Source organism: Actinomadura rugatobispora (genome assembly GCF_042656285.1).
Classification (GTDB): Bacteria; Actinomycetota; Actinomycetes; order Streptosporangiales; family Streptosporangiaceae; genus Spirillospora; species Spirillospora rugatobispora.
Genome location: NZ_JBHSON010000120.1, coordinates 1 through 14,886 on the forward strand (window position 1 = coordinate 1; position 14,886 = coordinate 14,886).

The following is a 14,886-nucleotide window of genomic DNA, read 5'->3' on the forward strand; positions in this document are numbered from 1 at the left end:
GGCGCCGACACCGCCGGCGCGGTGGCCGCCGCCGGGGCGGCGGTCGCCGTCCTCGACCGGGACGCGGCCGCCGCCCGGGCGCTGGCCGCCGCCCTCGGACCGGGCCGCGCCCTCGCCTGCCCCGGCGACGTCTTCGACGGCGACGCGGTCGAGGACGCCGTCGAGCGCGCCGAGCGCGACCTGGGCCCGATCGGCGTCCTGGTCAACGTCGCCGGCATCCTGCGTCCCGGCCCCGCTCCCGCCGCGCTGTGCGAGGACGGCTGGGCCGACACCTTCGCGGTGAACGCGACCGGCGTCTTCCTGGTCTCCCGGGCCGTCGCCCGCCGCATGGTGCCGCGCCGTTCGGGCGCGATCGTGACGGTGGCCTCCGACGCGGCCGTCCGGGTGCCGCGCCCGCGGCTGTCGGTCGGGGCGGCGTCCGGGGCTACGGCCGTCCAGTTCACCCGGTGCCTGGGCCGCGAACTGGCCGAGTACGGCATCCGCTGCGAGGTCGTCGCGCCCGGCGACGTCGCCCGCCTGGCCGGCCTGACGCCGCTCACGCGGCTGCAGGGCGTCGCCTGACGCGGGCGGGGCCGGCTCAGCGCGGGCCCGCGATGCCCTGTGGATCCTCGGCCGCCTCCCGCGCCGTCTCCAGTTCGAGGGCGCCGAGCCTGATCCTGGTCTCCTCGGGCACCGGGCGGGTGCGTTCGACGTACCCGCCGGACGGGCGCCGGACGATGATGCCGGTCTCGACCCCGTGCTTGAGGAGGAGCATGTCGCGGCGGCGCAGCCCCAGGCAGACGCGGCGGGTCACCGCGAACGCGACGACCGGCCCGACGAACAGCGCCGCGCGGAAGAACCAGGTGGTCGCGAACAGCGACAGGTGGAACCGCTCGGCGATGATGTCGTTGCCCGCCGCGGCCCACAGCACGCCGTAGAAGGCGATCCCCGCCGCGCCCGCTCCGGTGCGGGTGGCGGCGTCGCGCGGGCGGTCCAGGACGTGGTGCACCGCCCGGTCGCCCGTCAGCCGCCGCTCGATGAACGGGTACAGCGCGAGCGCCGTCATGAAGGCGGTGACGACCAGCAGCGGGACGATGACGCCGAACGCGAGGGTGTGCCCGGCGACGGTGACGTCCCAGCCGGGCATCAGCCGCAGCGCCCCGTCGCCGAAGGCCAGGTACCAGTCGGGCTGGGAGCCGGCGCTGATCGCGGTGGGGGAGTACGGCCCGTACAGCCAGATCGGGTTGACCTGGGCGATCGTGGCCAGCAGCGCGGTCACGCCCGCGACGAACAGGAAGAACGCGGCGGTCTTGGCCATGAAGACCGGGTAGAACGGTTTGCCCTCCACGGTCTTCTCCGTGCTGAGGCCGCGCCGGTGGTCGGTGTGCTTCTGCACCCACGGCAGCACGATCGCGTGCACGGGGACCAGCGCGAGCATCAGCCCGGGGACGACCAGCACGTGCAGGATGTACAGGCGCGGCACCAGGTCCGTGCCGGGGAACTCGCCGCCCAGGAGCAGGAAGCCCGCGTACGAGCCGACCAGCGGCAGCGACTGCACGGCGCCCAGCACCAGCCGCAGCCCGGTGCCCGACAGCAGGTCGTCGGGCAGTGAGTAGCCGGTGAAGCCGTTGACCAGGGCCAGCGTGAACAGGGTGAAGCCGAGCAGCCAGTTCAGCTCCCGCGGTTTGCGGAACGCTCCGGTGAAGAACACCCGGAGCATGTGCGCCATGATCGCGGCGACGAAGACGATCGCCGCCCAGTGGTGGATCTGCCGCACCAGCAGGCCGCCGCGCACCTCCAGGCTGATGTGCAGCGTGGAGGCGTACGCCTCGCTCATCTCTATCCCGCGCAGCGGCGCGTAGGAGCCGTCGTAGACGACCTCGGCCATGCTCGGCTTGAAGAACAGGGTGAGGAAGACGCCCGACAGCAGCAGCACCGCGAAGGAGTAGAGCGCGATCTCGCCCAAGAGGAAGGACCAGTGGTCAGGGAAGACCTTGCGGGCCGCGCGGCGTGCGAAGCCGGCGACGCCGAGCCTGGTGTCGAGGGCGTTCGCCGCACCGGTCATGCCCGCCATCGCGCCCGCCTCCGGTCGGTCGTCGATCACTACGACCGACCGTAGTACGACAGCATGTAGTACTACAAGGGGTCGTGGCCGAATCCGGCCGGGCCCGCCCCCGGCGCCGCACCGGTCCGAACCTCGCCGATCTTCCGTTCGTCCAACCCTCGGGGGCCGTACGCCCCGATATGGCCCGGGTACGAGGAGAACGCGCATGGCGGAGCAGAACATCGAGGTCACGATCGCGCCGGACGGCACGGTCGGGATGCACGTCGACGGCATCGCGGGGATGGGCTGCCTGGAGGAGACCGAGGACCTCGTCCGCATGCTGGGCGGCGACGTGGAGACCCGGGAGATGACCGCCGAGGCGTACGTCGAGGACGAGGCGGAGGCCGGCCAGGATCGCCGCGACCAGGTGTGGGGGTGACCCCGCCCGGGAGCACCGGTGCCCCCCGGTCGGTGCCGTGGCGGGTGCACGGCGTGCTCGCGCGCAGCCGCGCCAACGGCCCCGGCCTGCGGTTCACCGTCTGGAGCCAGGGCTGCTCGCTGGGCTGCCCCGGATGCTTCAACCCCGAGACGCACCGTCCCGAGGGGCCGGTCCGCACGGCCGGCGAGCTGGCCGCCGCCGCGCTGGCCGCCGCCGGCGACATCGAGGGCGTCACCCTCACCGGCGGCGAGCCGCTGGAGCAGCCCGCCGCGGTCGCCGCGTTCTGCGCCGAGGTCACCGCCCGCGGCGGCCTGGGCGTGGTTGGCCTCACCGGCTTCACCCGGGAGGAGATCGAGGCCGACCCCGGCCGGCTGGCGGCGGTGGCCGACGCCGACATGGTCGTCGCGGGACGCTACAACCCGCGCCTCCACCTGGGCGCCGGACTGCGCGGGTCGGCCAACAAGATGTACTGGGCGCGGACGGGCCGCTACCGTGCGGCCGACTTCGAGGACGTGCCCGAGACGGAGATGGTGATCGCGCCCGACGGCGGCCTGGTGGTCACCGGAATGCGGGCGGCGACGGCGATGGCGGCGAGGGCGGCGGAGGGGCTGCGATGAGCGTACGGGACGAGATCGGGCTCTACCTGCGGGCGCGGGTGTCGCTGATCGTGCTGGTCACCGTGGAGGAGCAGCGCGCCCTGCGGATCCTGGACGAGGTGCGCCGCGGCCGGGACCCCGGCTCGGACCTGGTCGTGTGGGACGTCGCCGACCGGTTCGACTCCAAGGCGGGCCGGCCGCTGCCCGACGCCGCCGATCCGGGCACCGCGCTGGAGAAGATCAAGGAGCTGGCGCTCAAGCACCCCGACCGGCGCGACCTGTACGTCCTCAAGGACTTCCACGAGTTCTGGGGCAAGGACCCGCGGATCCGGCGGCGGCTGCGCAACCTGGCCCAGCAGCTGGTCTTCACCGGCTCCTCGCTGGTCGTCACCACGCCCGCGGACACCGTCCCCGGGGAGTTGCGCGACGACGCGGTGGTGGTCGAGCTGCCGCTGCCCGCCGAGGACGCGCTGCGCCGCGAGCTCGACGACCTGGTCGGCGGCACCCGGGGCGTTCGGTCGGAGCTGACCCCGCACGGCCGCGCCAAGCTGGCGCAGGCCGCGCTGGGGCTCACCGCGTCGCAGGCGAAGCGGGCGTTCGCCAAGGCGATCGTGCGGGACGACGTTCTGGACGACCGCGACATCGACGCGGTCCTGGAGGAGAAGAAGGCCGTCATCCGGGAGAGCCGCGCGCTGGAGTACTTCTCCGTCGAGGAGACCATCGACGACGTGGGCGGCCTGGACGCCCTCAAGGGGTGGCTGGCGCTGCGCGAGCGCGCCTTCAGCGCCGAGGCCGCCGACTACGGGCTGCCCGCGCCCAAGGGGCTGGCGCTGATCGGCATCCCCGGCACCGGCAAGAGCCTCACCGCCAAGATGATCGGCGGGATGTGGCGGCTGCCGCTGCTGCGGCTGGACGTCGGCGCGCTGTTCGGCTCGCTGGTGGGGGAGTCGGAGGAGCGGATCAGGCGGGCGCTGCAGCTCACCGAGACGATCGCGCCGTGCGTGCTGTGGATCGACGAGCTGGAGAAGGGCTTCGGCGCCGGCGACCTGGACGGCGGCACCTCGCAGCGGGTGTTCGGCACGCTGCTGACCTGGATGCAGGAGAAGACCGCGCCGGTGTTCGCGGTCGCCACCGCCAACGACATCACCGCGCTGCCGCCGGAGACGCTGCGCCGCGGCCGCTTCGACGAGGTGTTCTTCCTCGACCTGCCGACCGAGGAGGAGCGCCGCGAGATCATCGGGGTGCACCTGCGCAAGCGGCGGCGCGACCCGGGCGCCTTCGACGTCCACCATCTCGCGCAGATCTCCGACGGCTTCGTCGGCGCCGAGCTGGAGCAGGCGGTGATCGACGCGATGTACGCCGCGTTCGCCGAGGAGCGCGACGTGCGCACCGCCGACCTCACGGCGGCGATCGGCCGCACGGTGCCGCTGAGCCGCTCCCAGCGCGAGGTGATCGAGCGGCTGCGGGCGTGGCTGCACGAGGGCCGGGCGCAGTCGGCGTCGTTCGCCGAGATCGCGGTGGCCGAGAAGTCGCAGGTGCGGCTGGAGCTGGACTGATCCATGGGAGCGACCGGGAGGCTGCGCACCGCCCGCCTGCTGTGGGCGGCGCGCCGCGGCGCGCAGCCGGCCGTGGACGAGCTGTGGCGGAGGTGGCTGGAGGACGGCGCGGGCCCCGAGTCCGCCCGGATCCGGCACGCCCTGGTCCGGGCGGGCCGTCCGGCGTCCGCCGAGCCGCTGCGCGGGCTCAGCCGGGTGGCGCTGGGGGAGCGCGGCGCGGACCTGGCGGAGGCACTCGCCGAGTCCGCCCGCCGCCACCTTCACCCGGTGGCGGAAGCGGCGCGCTCCGCGATCCTCGCCGATCCGGTCCCGGAGGTGGTCGACGCCGTCTGCGAGGCCGCGCTCGCCGACGAGGACCGGCGTGTGGGGAGCCTCACGGCGTGGTGCGCGCGGCACGGCCTCGTACCGTCCGACCCGGTGCGGCGCGGCGTGTTCCTCTTGCTGACGCGGCGGCCGGAGGACCGGCGGGCCGCCGACCCGGACGGGTCGCTGCTGGCCCTTGCCTACGAGGCGGCCGGCGAACGCGAGCGCGCCCGGATCCGCACCGCGGTGATCGGCGACGGCGACCTGGACCTGCTGCGGATCGTGATGGACCGCAGCACGCGCCTGAGCGGCGAGGAGATCGGCCACGTCACCGGGCAGTACGCTCGGCACGGCCGCTGGGACGACCTGTGGCGGCTCGTCGCGACCCTGCCGCTGGTCCACGCGGTCGAGGCGATGCGCCTGTTCACCGGCGGCGGCGCGGAGGCGGCGGCGTGGCGGCCCCGGGACGCCGATCTGGAGGTGTTCGGGGCGCTCGCGCGGCTCACCCCGCAGGCCGCGGCCGAGGGCCTGCGCGCGCTGGCGTCGGTGGGCGCGCTGGAGCTGTCGGTGCCCGGCCGGATCGCCGAGGTGTCGATCGACCCGTCCGGGCGGCGGCTGGCGGTCTCCTCCCGCGAGGACGGCGACGGGCCCGGGCATCTGCACGTCTTCGACCTCACCGCGCGCGGGAACCGGCTGCTGCACAAACGGCTCGACCGCTGCCACCCCGCCACGCTCGTCCACACCGGCGACGCCCTGTTCGCCGCCGCGTGGCAGGGGCGGGCCGACGCGGTCAGGGGCCGCGGCATCACCCGCTACGAGGACGACATGCGCGAGGTGGTCCTGCGGGGACTCGAGGGGACGGTCCCGGCGATGGCCGCGCTCGGCGACGGCCGGTTCGCGGCCCTGGAGGTGAGCGGCGCGCCGGGCGGCGAGGCGCTCGCCAGGGTCCTGTACTTCGACGGTTCCGGCGGGGCGCGCGGCGGGTTCCCCCTTTACACCGAGCTGTTCTGGAACACCCCGCTGCAGGAGGGGGCGGCGCCGTACCGGATGGCGGCCGAGCCGCGCACGGGACGGCTCGTGCTCGACGGCCCCCGCCTCCAGATCATCGGGACGCGGCCGTACGCACGGCTGGCCAGGTCGGAGGCCGTCCAGGGCGAGCACGAGGTCTGCTTCCTCGGCCCGGACCGGATCGTGGCAGTGTCCGCCGCGACCTCTCGGGTGGAGAGCATGCGCGTGGTGCCCGGCGGCGGGCTGGAGACCGAGGCGTCCGCCGCGCTGGAGCCGCTGTCCGGGCGCCGCCATCCGGTCTCGATCAGGGGCCGCGGCGAGCTGGCCGTCCTGGAGCCGGGACGCCACGAGCGTCCGGCCCAGGTGTGCTACCTCGACGCCGCGACGCTCGGCCCCGCCGGCGGCGTCCGGGAGCTGGACGGCAGGACCGGGGACGCCCTGTGGGGCAGCCCGGACGGCGCCGTGCACGCGCTCACCGCGGGCGGCGACATCGCCGTCGCCGACGCCCCGCACGCGGTCGACGTCGCGATCATGGCCCGGCGGTGGCCCGGCGAGCTGGGCTCCCGCGATCTCCGCCGGATCGAGCTGGTCCGCGGCGACCCGGCGACGGCCGCGGCCCGCCCGCTGGCCGAGGTGCTGTGGCTGCGCCTGGAGCACCGGCTGGCCACCGAGATCCACATTTCGGCCGTCCCGCCCGGGCCCGGCGGCGACGACGACATCGCCCTCGGCACGCGGGAGGGGACGCGATGATGGGGCGGAACGCCCGCGAGCGCAGGATCCGCGCGACCGGCCGCACGGGCGAGGACGGCGCGCCGACCCGCGGGGCCGACCGCGCCTGGAGGCGCCTCGTGGCGAGGGGGCCTCTCGGCCCCGTGCAGCCCGCCCTCCTCCGGCTGGCATCCGATGAGGAGCACGCGGGCCACGTGCGCCGCGTGGAGGCGCAGGAGTTCGTCGCCGAAGCCTGGGCGCGGCGGCGCGACCCGGAGCTGCGCGAGGTGGCCCGCGCACTCGACGTCCCCGCGGCGTGGGGCGAGTCCCGATGGGAGTCGGCCGCCCTGCAGGGCCGCCTGGCGGAGGTCTGCGGGCCCGCCGACGTCCGTTGCGTGCCCGGCCTCCTCCTGGACGGCGACGACGCCGTACGCGCGGACGCCGCCCGCTTCTGCGCCACCGATGACGGCGCGCTGCTCGAAGCCCTCTGGCGCCTGGTGCACGAGCTCTCCGACCCCGGTCCGCTCGAGCGGGAACTGCTCCGCAACCCGCACCGCCCGTCGGACGGAGCGCTGGAGTTCCTCTGGAGCCGGTGGCTGGACGAACCGTCGGAACCGCTGGGCGGCTACCTGCTCGGCGCAGGATGGCCCGCCCCCGAGCAGGCCGAGCCGGAGCACGCGCTGAGCATGCTGGCGCTCGGCCTGGCCTCCGCCGAGGCCCTGTGCCGCGGCCTCCTCGACGACGCCACTCCCGGCCACCTCCTGCCCCGGCTGGCGCGCACCTGCCGTGAGCGCGAACTGCTGCCCGACGATCCGGGGGAGTGCGCCGTCTTCCGCCTGCTCCTCGGGGACATCGAGCAGCTCCGCGCGTCCGACCCCGACGGCTCCCTGCTGGCCGCCGGGTACGCGGGCGCCGGCGACGCCCTGCGCGCCCGGGTGCTGGAGGCGCTCACCGAGGCGGGCGAACTCGAGCGGATCCGCGACCTGGCGGCCCGGCCCTCCGCCCGGCCGCGCGGCGTGCGCGAGCGCACCCGGCTGGTGGACCGGCTGGCCGCCGATGAGGACTGGCCGCGGCTGTGGCGGCTGGCGCTCGACGTGGCGCCGCTGGAGGCGGGCGAGGTGGCCCGCCGGATCTCCCCGAGCTGGCGCCCGTCGGGCGAGGACGCCGCCGCCGGTGGCACGCACGACGAGCGCGACGAGCTGTTCCGGCGGCTGCGCGATCCAGGCCCGAGCGGGCCCGCCGTCCTGCGCGATGCCCTCCTCACCCACGCCCCCGCCATGGAGATCGCCCTCGGCGGCGGGGCGCAGACCCGCCGCGTCGCCATCTCGCCGGACGGCAGGCGGCTGGCCGTGACCCTCATTCTCCCCCCGACCTTCCGGCCGATCCGCCTGCTCGACATCGCCCTGCCCAGCGGTGACACCCTCGCCGAGTACGAGACGGCCGCCGTCGACCACCCCGGGCACCAGCCGATCGTCCACGAGCGGGGGTGGCGGTTCTTCGCGCACACGGGCGACGCCGTCCTCGCGGTCGTCGGCGACTCGCTCGGGCCGCTGGTGCGGTACGCGGACGGCGAGCGGCACCTCATCGCCACCGAGGACCGCGGAGTCGGCCAGATCCTGCCCGTGCCGGGCGGGGTGGCGGTCGTCTCGTTCTCCGGCGTCCGGCTGTTCCGGCCGCCCTACACCCACCCGTCCCTGACCGTCGAGGCCGGCGAGCTGGGGCTTCCTCGGCTGGGGCCCTTCGCGTTCGGGGTCGAGTGGCGGTCGGGCCGCATCGCCGTGGCGGGCCCCGGCGGGATCGCCGTCCTCGACGGGGAGACCGGCCAGAGGATCGCGTTCGCGGCGGTGCCGGAAGTCCCGCGCACCCGCGAGTTCGCCTTCGTGTCGGAAAGGGAGCTGGTGACCGCCGACGGCAAACACATGCACCGGTGGCTGATCTCCGGGAACTCCCTCGTGGAGGAGGACCGCAGGCCCCTGAGCCCGGGTTACCAGCTCCGGGCGCTGCCGCTGCAGGGCCTGGTCGCCTGGACCACCGGCGCCCACCCCCGTTTCGCCGACGCCGCCTCGCTGCTGGAGGCGCCCTCGCCCGTGACCGATCACGGCCGGAACGCGGACGCCGGATGGCGCCTGTCGGCCACGCCCATGGGGGAGCGCCTGGTCTCGGACCTGCACAACGAGATCCGGGTGGACGAGTGGTTCGGCGACCGGCTCGGGTCCCTGCTGCACCGTCCGCTGGCCGAGGCCACACCGTCCGATCTGGCGAAGGTCGAAGAGGTGCTGGCCTTCCCTTCCCTCGCCGACTCGGTGGCCGAGCCGCTGCGGCTGCTGCGGCTGTGCCTGCGCGTGCGGTTCGGGGACGACATCGCGCTGGGCCTTCCCGGCGGTGCCGCCCACGACATCGGCGCCGTCGACGACATCGCCTTGGGGAGACCGGAGGCGCGGCCATGACGCACACTGGTCCGGCCGCCGGCGAGAACGCACCTGGGGAGAGGGAGACATGACAGCGCGGATCGGCCTCGACTTCGGGACGGCCAACACCGTCGTCGCCCGCTGGGACGAGACCCTGGGGCGGGGCGAGCCCGTCCCGCTGGAAGGGGCGGACCTGCTGCGCGAGGGGACGCGCGGCGTCCGGCAGCGGGTCGTGCCGTCGCTGCTGGCCTACGACGCCGACGGCGAACGGCGCTGGCTGGGCGCGCAGGTCACGCCGGAGCTGGCGGCGCGGCCCGGCGTCACCGTCTTCCAGTCGACCAAGAGCAACCTCACCGGGCGGGCCGCCGACATCCCCCGCCCCGTCGGCGACCGCAAGATCTCCGGGCGGGAGGCGGCCGCCCGCTTCCTGGGCGACGTCATGGCGCTGGCCACCCTCGCCGCCGGCGCCGACGACCTGGAGATCGTGGCGACCGCGCCGGTCGAGGCCTTCGACACCTACCGCGACTGGCTGGTCCGCGAGGTGGCCGACGGCCCGGCCCGGATCCGGGTGGTGGACGAGGCCACCGCCGCCGCCGTCGGCTACAGCGCCCGGATGAACCCCGGCCAGGTCTTCTGCGTGTTCGACTTCGGCGCCGGGACCCTCGACGTCTCCGCCGTCCGCGTCCAGGACCCCGAGCGCGGCCTGGCCGGCGGCGGGCCGGGCGTGCGGGTCGTCGCCAAGGCGGGCGTCGACCTGGGCGGCAACCACATCGACGCGCTGCTGGCCGAGCACGCGGCCGACGAGGCGGGGCTGTCGCACGCCGACGCGGTGGCCCGCAACCGGGTGTTCCGGGCGCTGCTGGCCTCGGCCGAGTCCGCCAAGGTCGCCCTCGCCCGCGAGGACGCCGCGGAGATCGGGGCCGTGGACCCGGTCACCGGGCGCCGCTACGCCGCGGAGATCACCCGCAGCGCGTTCGACCGGATGCTGCGCGAGCGCGACGTCCTGGGACGGGTCACCCGCACGCTGCGCAAGGTCCTCGACGGCGCCGCGGCCAAGGGGTACCCGGCCGGGGAGATGGCGGGGATGTTCCTGGTCGGCGGCAGCAGCCTGATCCCGGCCGTCCGGGACGCGATCGCGCTGCAGTTCGACCCGGAATCGGTGCATCTGGACCGGCCGTTGGAGGCCGTCGCGGCGGGCGCGGCCGGCATCGCGGGCGGCCACGAGCTGCATGACCACATCCAGCACGACTACGTCATCCGGCACGTCGACCAGGAGACCGGCGTCTACGGGTTCGAGCCGCTGGTGGAGTCCGGCACCCCGTACCCGACGCCCGAACCGGTCAGGTCGCTGGGCATCCGGGCCGTCCGGGACGGCCAGCGCCGCCTCGGCCTGGCCATCTACGAGCTCGCCCACGCCACCCACCGGGACGCCGCCGACCTGGAGATCGTGTTCGACGCCGCCGGCGGGGCGCGCGCCGTGCAGGTCACCGCGCAGCGCAAGCAGGAGCGCGCCATGGTCTGGCTGAACGAGGAGACCCCCACGTTCCTGGAGGCCGACCCGCCCGCCGCGGCCGGCGCCGACCGGTTCCGGCTCGACTTCCGCGTCGACCCGCAGAAGCGGCTGACCGTCTCCGCCTTCGACCTCGTCCGCCGCGTCTGGGTGCTGGAGGGGCACCCGGTCGTCCGACTCGCCTGAGAGGTTCCCCGCCGATGTCCCACTTCACCCGCGTCCGCACCGCGCTCCGCGAACCCGACCTGCTCGCCGCCGCCCTCGCCGCCGTCGGGTTCGGTGAGGTGGAGGTGCACGACGCCCCGCAGACCTTGTACGGCTACCGGGGCGACGCCCGCCCCGAACGGGCCGAGGTGATCGTCCGCCGCCGGCACGTCGGGAGCGCCAGCAACGACATCGGCTTCGCGCGCCGTGGCGACGGGGCGTTCGAGGCGATCGTCAGCGAGTACGACCGGACCCGGTACGGGGCGGCGTGGCTGACGGAGGTGGCCCGCGCCTACGGGTACGCCGCGACCGTCCGGTACGCCGAGACGCACGGCTTCGAGATCGCCACCGACGAGGTCGACCGCGACGGCACCCGCCGCATCACGCTCCGCCGCACCGTCTGAGCCCCCTGCCGCGACCTACTCGGAGGCGATGAAGGCCTCGGCGCGGCGGAAGAGGCCGAGGGTGATCGAGTGCAGCAGGTCGCCGGTCTCCTTGGGCGCCTTGCCCGCGGACGCGCGGGCGTGCGTGCCCTCCAGGACGATCCCGAGCTTGAAGCAGGCGAGCACCGCGTACCAGATGATCGACGCCAGGTCGCGGCCCGCGGTCGCGGCGGCCCGCCCGGCGTAGGCGGTGACCAGCTCGCCCGGCCCGGGCAGGCCGCCCGCCGCGCCGAGCGGGCCGGCCAGCGAGGCGCTCTCGTCGCCGTGGCCGGGCCAGGTGGCCAGCAGCCAGCCCAGGTCGAGCAGCGGGTCGCCGATCGTGCACATCTCCCAGTCGACGATCGCGGCGACCTCCGGGCCGGTCGGGGAGAACATCAGGTTGGCCAGGTGGTAGTCGCCGTGCATGATGCCCGGCCGCCACGTGGTGGGGCGGTTGGCCTCCAGCCACGACGCCACCCGCTCCAGGCCGGGGATCTCGGGGCCGGGGTAGCCCTCCAGGGAGCCGTAACCCTCCAGCTCCGACATCCAGCGTCCGACCTGGCGCTCCAGGAACCCCTCCGGCTTGCCGAAGTCGGCCAGCCCCACCGCCTCGTGGTCGACGGCGCCCAGCGCGGACAGCGCCGTGGCGGCGTGCAGGCCCATCGCGTGCCGCATCACCGGGTCGGAGGCGTGCGGCTCGGGCAGGGCGACCGTGGCGTTGAAGCCCTCCACCGGCGTCATGAGGTAGAAGACCGCGCCGTGCATGACGTTCTCGTCGGGGCAGGCGGCGATCACGCGCGGTGCGGGGACGTCCGTGCCGCCCAGGGCCGTCAGCACCCGCGCCTCGCGGCGCAGCACGTCGTTGGTGCGGGTGCGCAGGTGGCGGGGACCGCGGCGCAGCACGTAGTCGCGGCCGCCGCGGCGGAAGCGGAGCAGCACGTTCTGCGTCCCGCCGCTGAGCAGCCGGACGTCCTCGAACGGGCCGCCGGGCAGGTCGCGCCCGGTCATCCAGGCGTCGAGCACGTCGAAGTCCACGAGCGCGCGCTCGATCTCTGCGGGCTGCTGCACGGCGTTCCTCCTAGGCAAGGCCATACGGGGGTGTGCCCCTCGATGCGGAGAGTAACAGTGATGCACTTGCATTAATCATTCAGATAGGCACATTATCGTTGGGAGACGCCCGCGGCGCACCCGCGGCGCCGCATCAGAGAGGGAGGCCGGCATGGCTTGGGACTTCGACACCGACCCCGAGTACCAGGAACTGCTCGACTGGGCCGACGCCTTCGTCCGCGACGAGGTCGAGCCCCTCGACCTGGTCCTCGGCGACCCGTACGACAAGGCCGACCCCAGCTTCAGGCAACTGGTCCGCCCGCTGCAGCAGCAGGTCAAGGAGCGCGGGCTGTGGGCCTGCCACCTCGGCCCCGACCTCGGCGGCCAGGGCTACGGCCAGGTCAGGCTGGCCCTGCTGAACGAGATCCTGGGCCGCTCCCGCTTCGCGCCCTCGGTGTTCGGCTGCCAGGCCCCCGACTCCGGCAACGCCGAGATCATCGCCCACTTCGGCACCGAGGAGCAGAAGAAGCTCTACCTCGCGCCGCTCCTGGACGGCGAGATCTCCTCCTCGTACTCGATGACCGAGCCGCACGGCGGCTCCGACCCCACGATGTTCACCACCCGCGCCGAGCGCGACGGCGACGGCTGGGTCATCAACGGCGAGAAGTGGTTCTCCTCCAACGCCAAGCACGCCGCCTTCATCATCGTGATGGCCGTGACCGACCCGGACGTGAACGCCTACGAGGGCATGTCGATGTTCATCGTGCCCGCCGGGACGCCGGGATTGACCATCGTCCGCAACGTCGGCGTCGGCACGGGCCGCGAGGGCTCCCACGGCTACCTGCGCTACGAGGACGTCCGGGTGCCCGCCGGCAACCTCCTCGGGGAGGAGGGCGGCGCGTTCGCCATCGCCCAGACCCGGCTCGGCGGCGGCCGCATCCACCACGCCATGCGCACCATCGCCCAGGTCCGCAAGGCGTTCGACATGATGTGCGAGCGGGCGGTGTCGCGGCAGACCAGGTTCGGCCCCCTGTCCAAGCTCCAGATGACGCGGGAGAAGATCGCCGACAGCTGGATCGAGATCGAGCAGTTCCGGCTGCTGGTGCTGCGCACCGCCTGGCTCATCGACAAGCACCAGGACTACCGCAAGGTCCGCAAGGACATCGCCGCCGTCAAGGCCGCCATGCCCAAGGTGTTCCACGACGTCGTCCAGCGGGCCATGCACCTGCACGGCGCGCTCGGCGTGTCGGGGGAGATGCCGTTCACCGGCATGCTGCTGGGCGCCCAGTCGATGGCGATCGCCGACGGGCCCACCGAGGTCCACAAGATCACGGTGGCCCGGCAGATTCTGCGAGACTACGAGCCGGTCGAGGGGCTGTGGCCCAGCGGCCACCTGCCCACCCGGCGCGAGGCGGCCCGCGCGCGCTACGCCGACGCCCTGGAACGAGCCGTAGGGAACGAGTGACCGACACGCCTTCCGGCCCGGCGGCCTCCGCGGCCGCTCCCGCGTCGACGCGGGAGCGGCTGCTGGACGCCGCCCAGCGCCTGTACGCCGAGCGCGGCCTGGACGCGGTCAGCCTCCGCGAGATCAACCAGGCCGCCGGGGCGCGCAACGCCACCGCCGTCCAGTACCACTTCGGCGGGCGGCCGGGGATCGTCCGCGCGATCGTCGCCCGGCACCGCCCCGAGATCGAGGCGCGCCGGCACGCCCTGCTGGACGCCTACGAGTCGGCGGGCCTGGACGACCCGCGGGCGCTGGCGGCGGCGCTGGTGCGGCCGCTGGCCGCCCTCCTCGCCGACGAGGGCGGACGCGACTTCCTGCAGATCTGGGCGGCCGTCCACAACCGTCCCGACCCGCTCCTGTCCACGGCGGCGCTGGAGGACCCCTCCGACAGCATCTACCGGTGGCGGATGCTGGTGCTGCCGCTGCTGGAGGAGGACGCGGCGCGCCTGCACCGGCGCTTCACCGCCCTGCTGCACGCCTCGATCGAGCTGGGCCGCCGCGCCCGCTCGGGGCCGCGCACCGACGACCGCCTGTTCACCAGCTACCTGATCGACGTGGTCACCGCGATCCTGGGCGCGCCCGTCTCGGCCGAGACCCGCCGCCTGGCCGCCGAACGCGACGCCGCCCGCTCCCCTTCGCCCGGATCGCCTTCGCCCGGATCGCCTTCGCCCGGGTCGCCTTCGCCCGGGTCACATTCGTCCAAGACGGGGTGAGGGGGCGTCCCGCAGACTGGGCATGTCATCCGCTACGACCAGGGGGAACGACATGACCGACATGCCCAGGCAGACCTTCTACCCGCTCGTCCACTACACCGACCCGGCCAAGGCCATGGAGTGGCTGGAACGGGCCTTCGGGTTCGTCACCCACGAGGTCGCCAGGGAGGGCGACCGCATCGTGCACGCCGAGATGCGCTACGACACCGGCATCGTCATGATCTCGCAGGCCGAGGCCGGCGGCGTCGGCATCTACGTGGCCGTCGACGACCCGGACGCGCACCACGACCGGGCGCGGGCGGCCGGGGCGGAGATCACCGCGGGGCTCGCCGACAAGCCGTACGGCTCCCGCGACTACGCGGCCCGCGACCTGGAGGGCAACATCTGGTACTTCGGCACCTACCGCCCCTGACCGATCCCCTCGGCCCGTTGAAAATGGGCGGAT

13 protein-coding genes are annotated in these 14,886 nt (G+C 74.6%); 11 read left to right on the plus strand and 2 right to left on the minus strand.

Translation table 11 applies throughout. The annotated features are described in order from the left end of the window. Positions 1-561 (plus strand): SDR family NAD(P)-dependent oxidoreductase (locus tag ACFPZN_RS49515; protein WP_378291012.1); only part of this gene is annotated, 561 nt, incomplete at its 5' end. Between the two features lie 16 nt (positions 562-577). Here ACFPZN_RS49515 and qcrB read toward each other — a convergent pair. Further along, a complete protein-coding gene (gene qcrB / locus ACFPZN_RS49520) occupies positions 578-2,083 on the minus strand; it encodes a cytochrome bc1 complex cytochrome b subunit (protein WP_378291014.1) in 1,506 nt (501 codons plus the stop codon). 166 nt (positions 2,084-2,249) lie between these two features. Between qcrB and ACFPZN_RS49525 the strand changes: the two genes are divergently transcribed. Genes ACFPZN_RS49525 through ACFPZN_RS49555 form a run of 7 tightly spaced genes read left to right on the plus strand, consistent with a single transcriptional unit; the run spans position 2,250 to position 11,159 of the window. Then, positions 2,250-2,462 (plus strand): DUF2997 domain-containing protein, encoded by a 213-nt coding sequence (locus ACFPZN_RS49525; RefSeq protein WP_378291016.1) that lies wholly within the window; start codon positions 2,250-2,252, stop codon positions 2,460-2,462. Beyond that, positions 2,459-3,079 carry a 4Fe-4S cluster-binding domain-containing protein gene (locus ACFPZN_RS49530; RefSeq protein WP_378291018.1) on the plus strand — a complete coding sequence of 207 codons (621 nt, stop codon included), beginning with the start codon at positions 2,459-2,461 and terminating at the stop codon, positions 3,077-3,079. Before ACFPZN_RS49525 ends, ACFPZN_RS49530 begins: the two co-directional genes overlap by 4 nt. Beyond that, positions 3,076-4,614, plus strand: a complete 1,539-nt coding sequence (locus ACFPZN_RS49535; RefSeq protein WP_378291020.1) for an AAA family ATPase — start codon at positions 3,076-3,078, stop codon at positions 4,612-4,614. Before ACFPZN_RS49530 ends, ACFPZN_RS49535 begins: the two co-directional genes overlap by 4 nt. 3 nt (positions 4,615-4,617) lie before the next feature. Next, entirely contained in the window at positions 4,618-6,675 is a 2,058-nt protein-coding gene (locus tag ACFPZN_RS49540; RefSeq protein WP_378291022.1) for a hypothetical protein, read from the plus strand. Next, positions 6,672-9,080: a hypothetical protein gene (locus ACFPZN_RS49545; RefSeq protein WP_378291024.1), complete on the plus strand. Its 2,409-nt coding sequence runs from the start codon at positions 6,672-6,674 to the stop codon at positions 9,078-9,080. Before ACFPZN_RS49540 ends, ACFPZN_RS49545 begins: the two co-directional genes overlap by 4 nt. Before the next feature lie 49 nt (positions 9,081-9,129). Next, the gene (locus ACFPZN_RS49550) at positions 9,130-10,737 is read left to right on the plus strand and encodes an Hsp70 family protein (protein WP_378291026.1); all 1,608 of its coding nucleotides are present in this window, start codon (positions 9,130-9,132) and stop codon (positions 10,735-10,737) included. A gap of 14 nt (positions 10,738-10,751) precedes the next feature. Continuing rightward, entirely contained in the window at positions 10,752-11,159 is a 408-nt protein-coding gene (locus ACFPZN_RS49555) for a DUF1257 domain-containing protein (RefSeq protein ID WP_378291028.1), read from the plus strand. A gap of 15 nt (positions 11,160-11,174) precedes the next feature. Here ACFPZN_RS49555 and ACFPZN_RS49560 read toward each other — a convergent pair whose 3' ends face one another. Then, positions 11,175-12,245, minus strand: coding sequence for a phosphotransferase family protein (locus ACFPZN_RS49560; protein WP_378291030.1), 1,071 nt, complete (start codon positions 12,243-12,245; stop codon positions 11,175-11,177). 151 nt (positions 12,246-12,396) lie between these two features. On the opposite strand from ACFPZN_RS49560, the gene ACFPZN_RS49565 reads away from it, so the two are divergent. From ACFPZN_RS49565 to ACFPZN_RS49575, 3 genes are read left to right on the plus strand one after another with little or no spacing between them, the layout of a single operon-like run. Then, positions 12,397-13,689 (plus strand): acyl-CoA dehydrogenase family protein, encoded by a 1,293-nt coding sequence (locus tag ACFPZN_RS49565; protein ID WP_378291032.1) that lies wholly within the window; start codon positions 12,397-12,399, stop codon positions 13,687-13,689. Continuing rightward, the gene (locus ACFPZN_RS49570) at positions 13,686-14,441 is read left to right on the plus strand and encodes a TetR/AcrR family transcriptional regulator (protein WP_378291034.1); all 756 of its coding nucleotides are present in this window, start codon (positions 13,686-13,688) and stop codon (positions 14,439-14,441) included. Before ACFPZN_RS49565 ends, ACFPZN_RS49570 begins: the two co-directional genes overlap by 4 nt. A gap of 52 nt (positions 14,442-14,493) precedes the next feature. After that, positions 14,494-14,853 carry a VOC family protein gene (locus ACFPZN_RS49575; protein WP_378291036.1) on the plus strand — a complete coding sequence of 120 codons (360 nt, stop codon included), beginning with the start codon at positions 14,494-14,496 and terminating at the stop codon, positions 14,851-14,853. Positions 14,854-14,886 lie beyond the last annotated feature (33 nt).

Excerpts from the sequence above, each read along its gene's own strand:
- ACFPZN_RS49540 (WP_378291022.1), top strand. The coding sequence starts at position 4,618 with ATGGGAGCGACCGGGAGGCTGCGCACCGCCCGCCTGCTGTGGGCGGCG.
- ACFPZN_RS49545 (WP_378291024.1), top strand. The coding sequence starts at position 6,672 with ATGATGGGGCGGAACGCCCGCGAGCGCAGGATCCGCGCGACCGGCCGC.
- ACFPZN_RS49525 (WP_378291016.1), top strand. The coding sequence starts at position 2,250 with ATGGCGGAGCAGAACATCGAGGTCACGATCGCGCCGGACGGCACGGTC.
- ACFPZN_RS49535 (WP_378291020.1), top strand. The coding sequence starts at position 3,076 with ATGAGCGTACGGGACGAGATCGGGCTCTACCTGCGGGCGCGGGTGTCG.
- ACFPZN_RS49575 (WP_378291036.1), top strand. The coding sequence starts at position 14,494 with ATGACCGACATGCCCAGGCAGACCTTCTACCCGCTCGTCCACTACACC.
- ACFPZN_RS49550 (WP_378291026.1), top strand. The coding sequence starts at position 9,130 with ATGACAGCGCGGATCGGCCTCGACTTCGGGACGGCCAACACCGTCGTC.
- ACFPZN_RS49565 (WP_378291032.1), top strand. The coding sequence starts at position 12,397 with ATGGCTTGGGACTTCGACACCGACCCCGAGTACCAGGAACTGCTCGAC.
- ACFPZN_RS49555 (WP_378291028.1), top strand. The coding sequence starts at position 10,752 with ATGTCCCACTTCACCCGCGTCCGCACCGCGCTCCGCGAACCCGACCTG.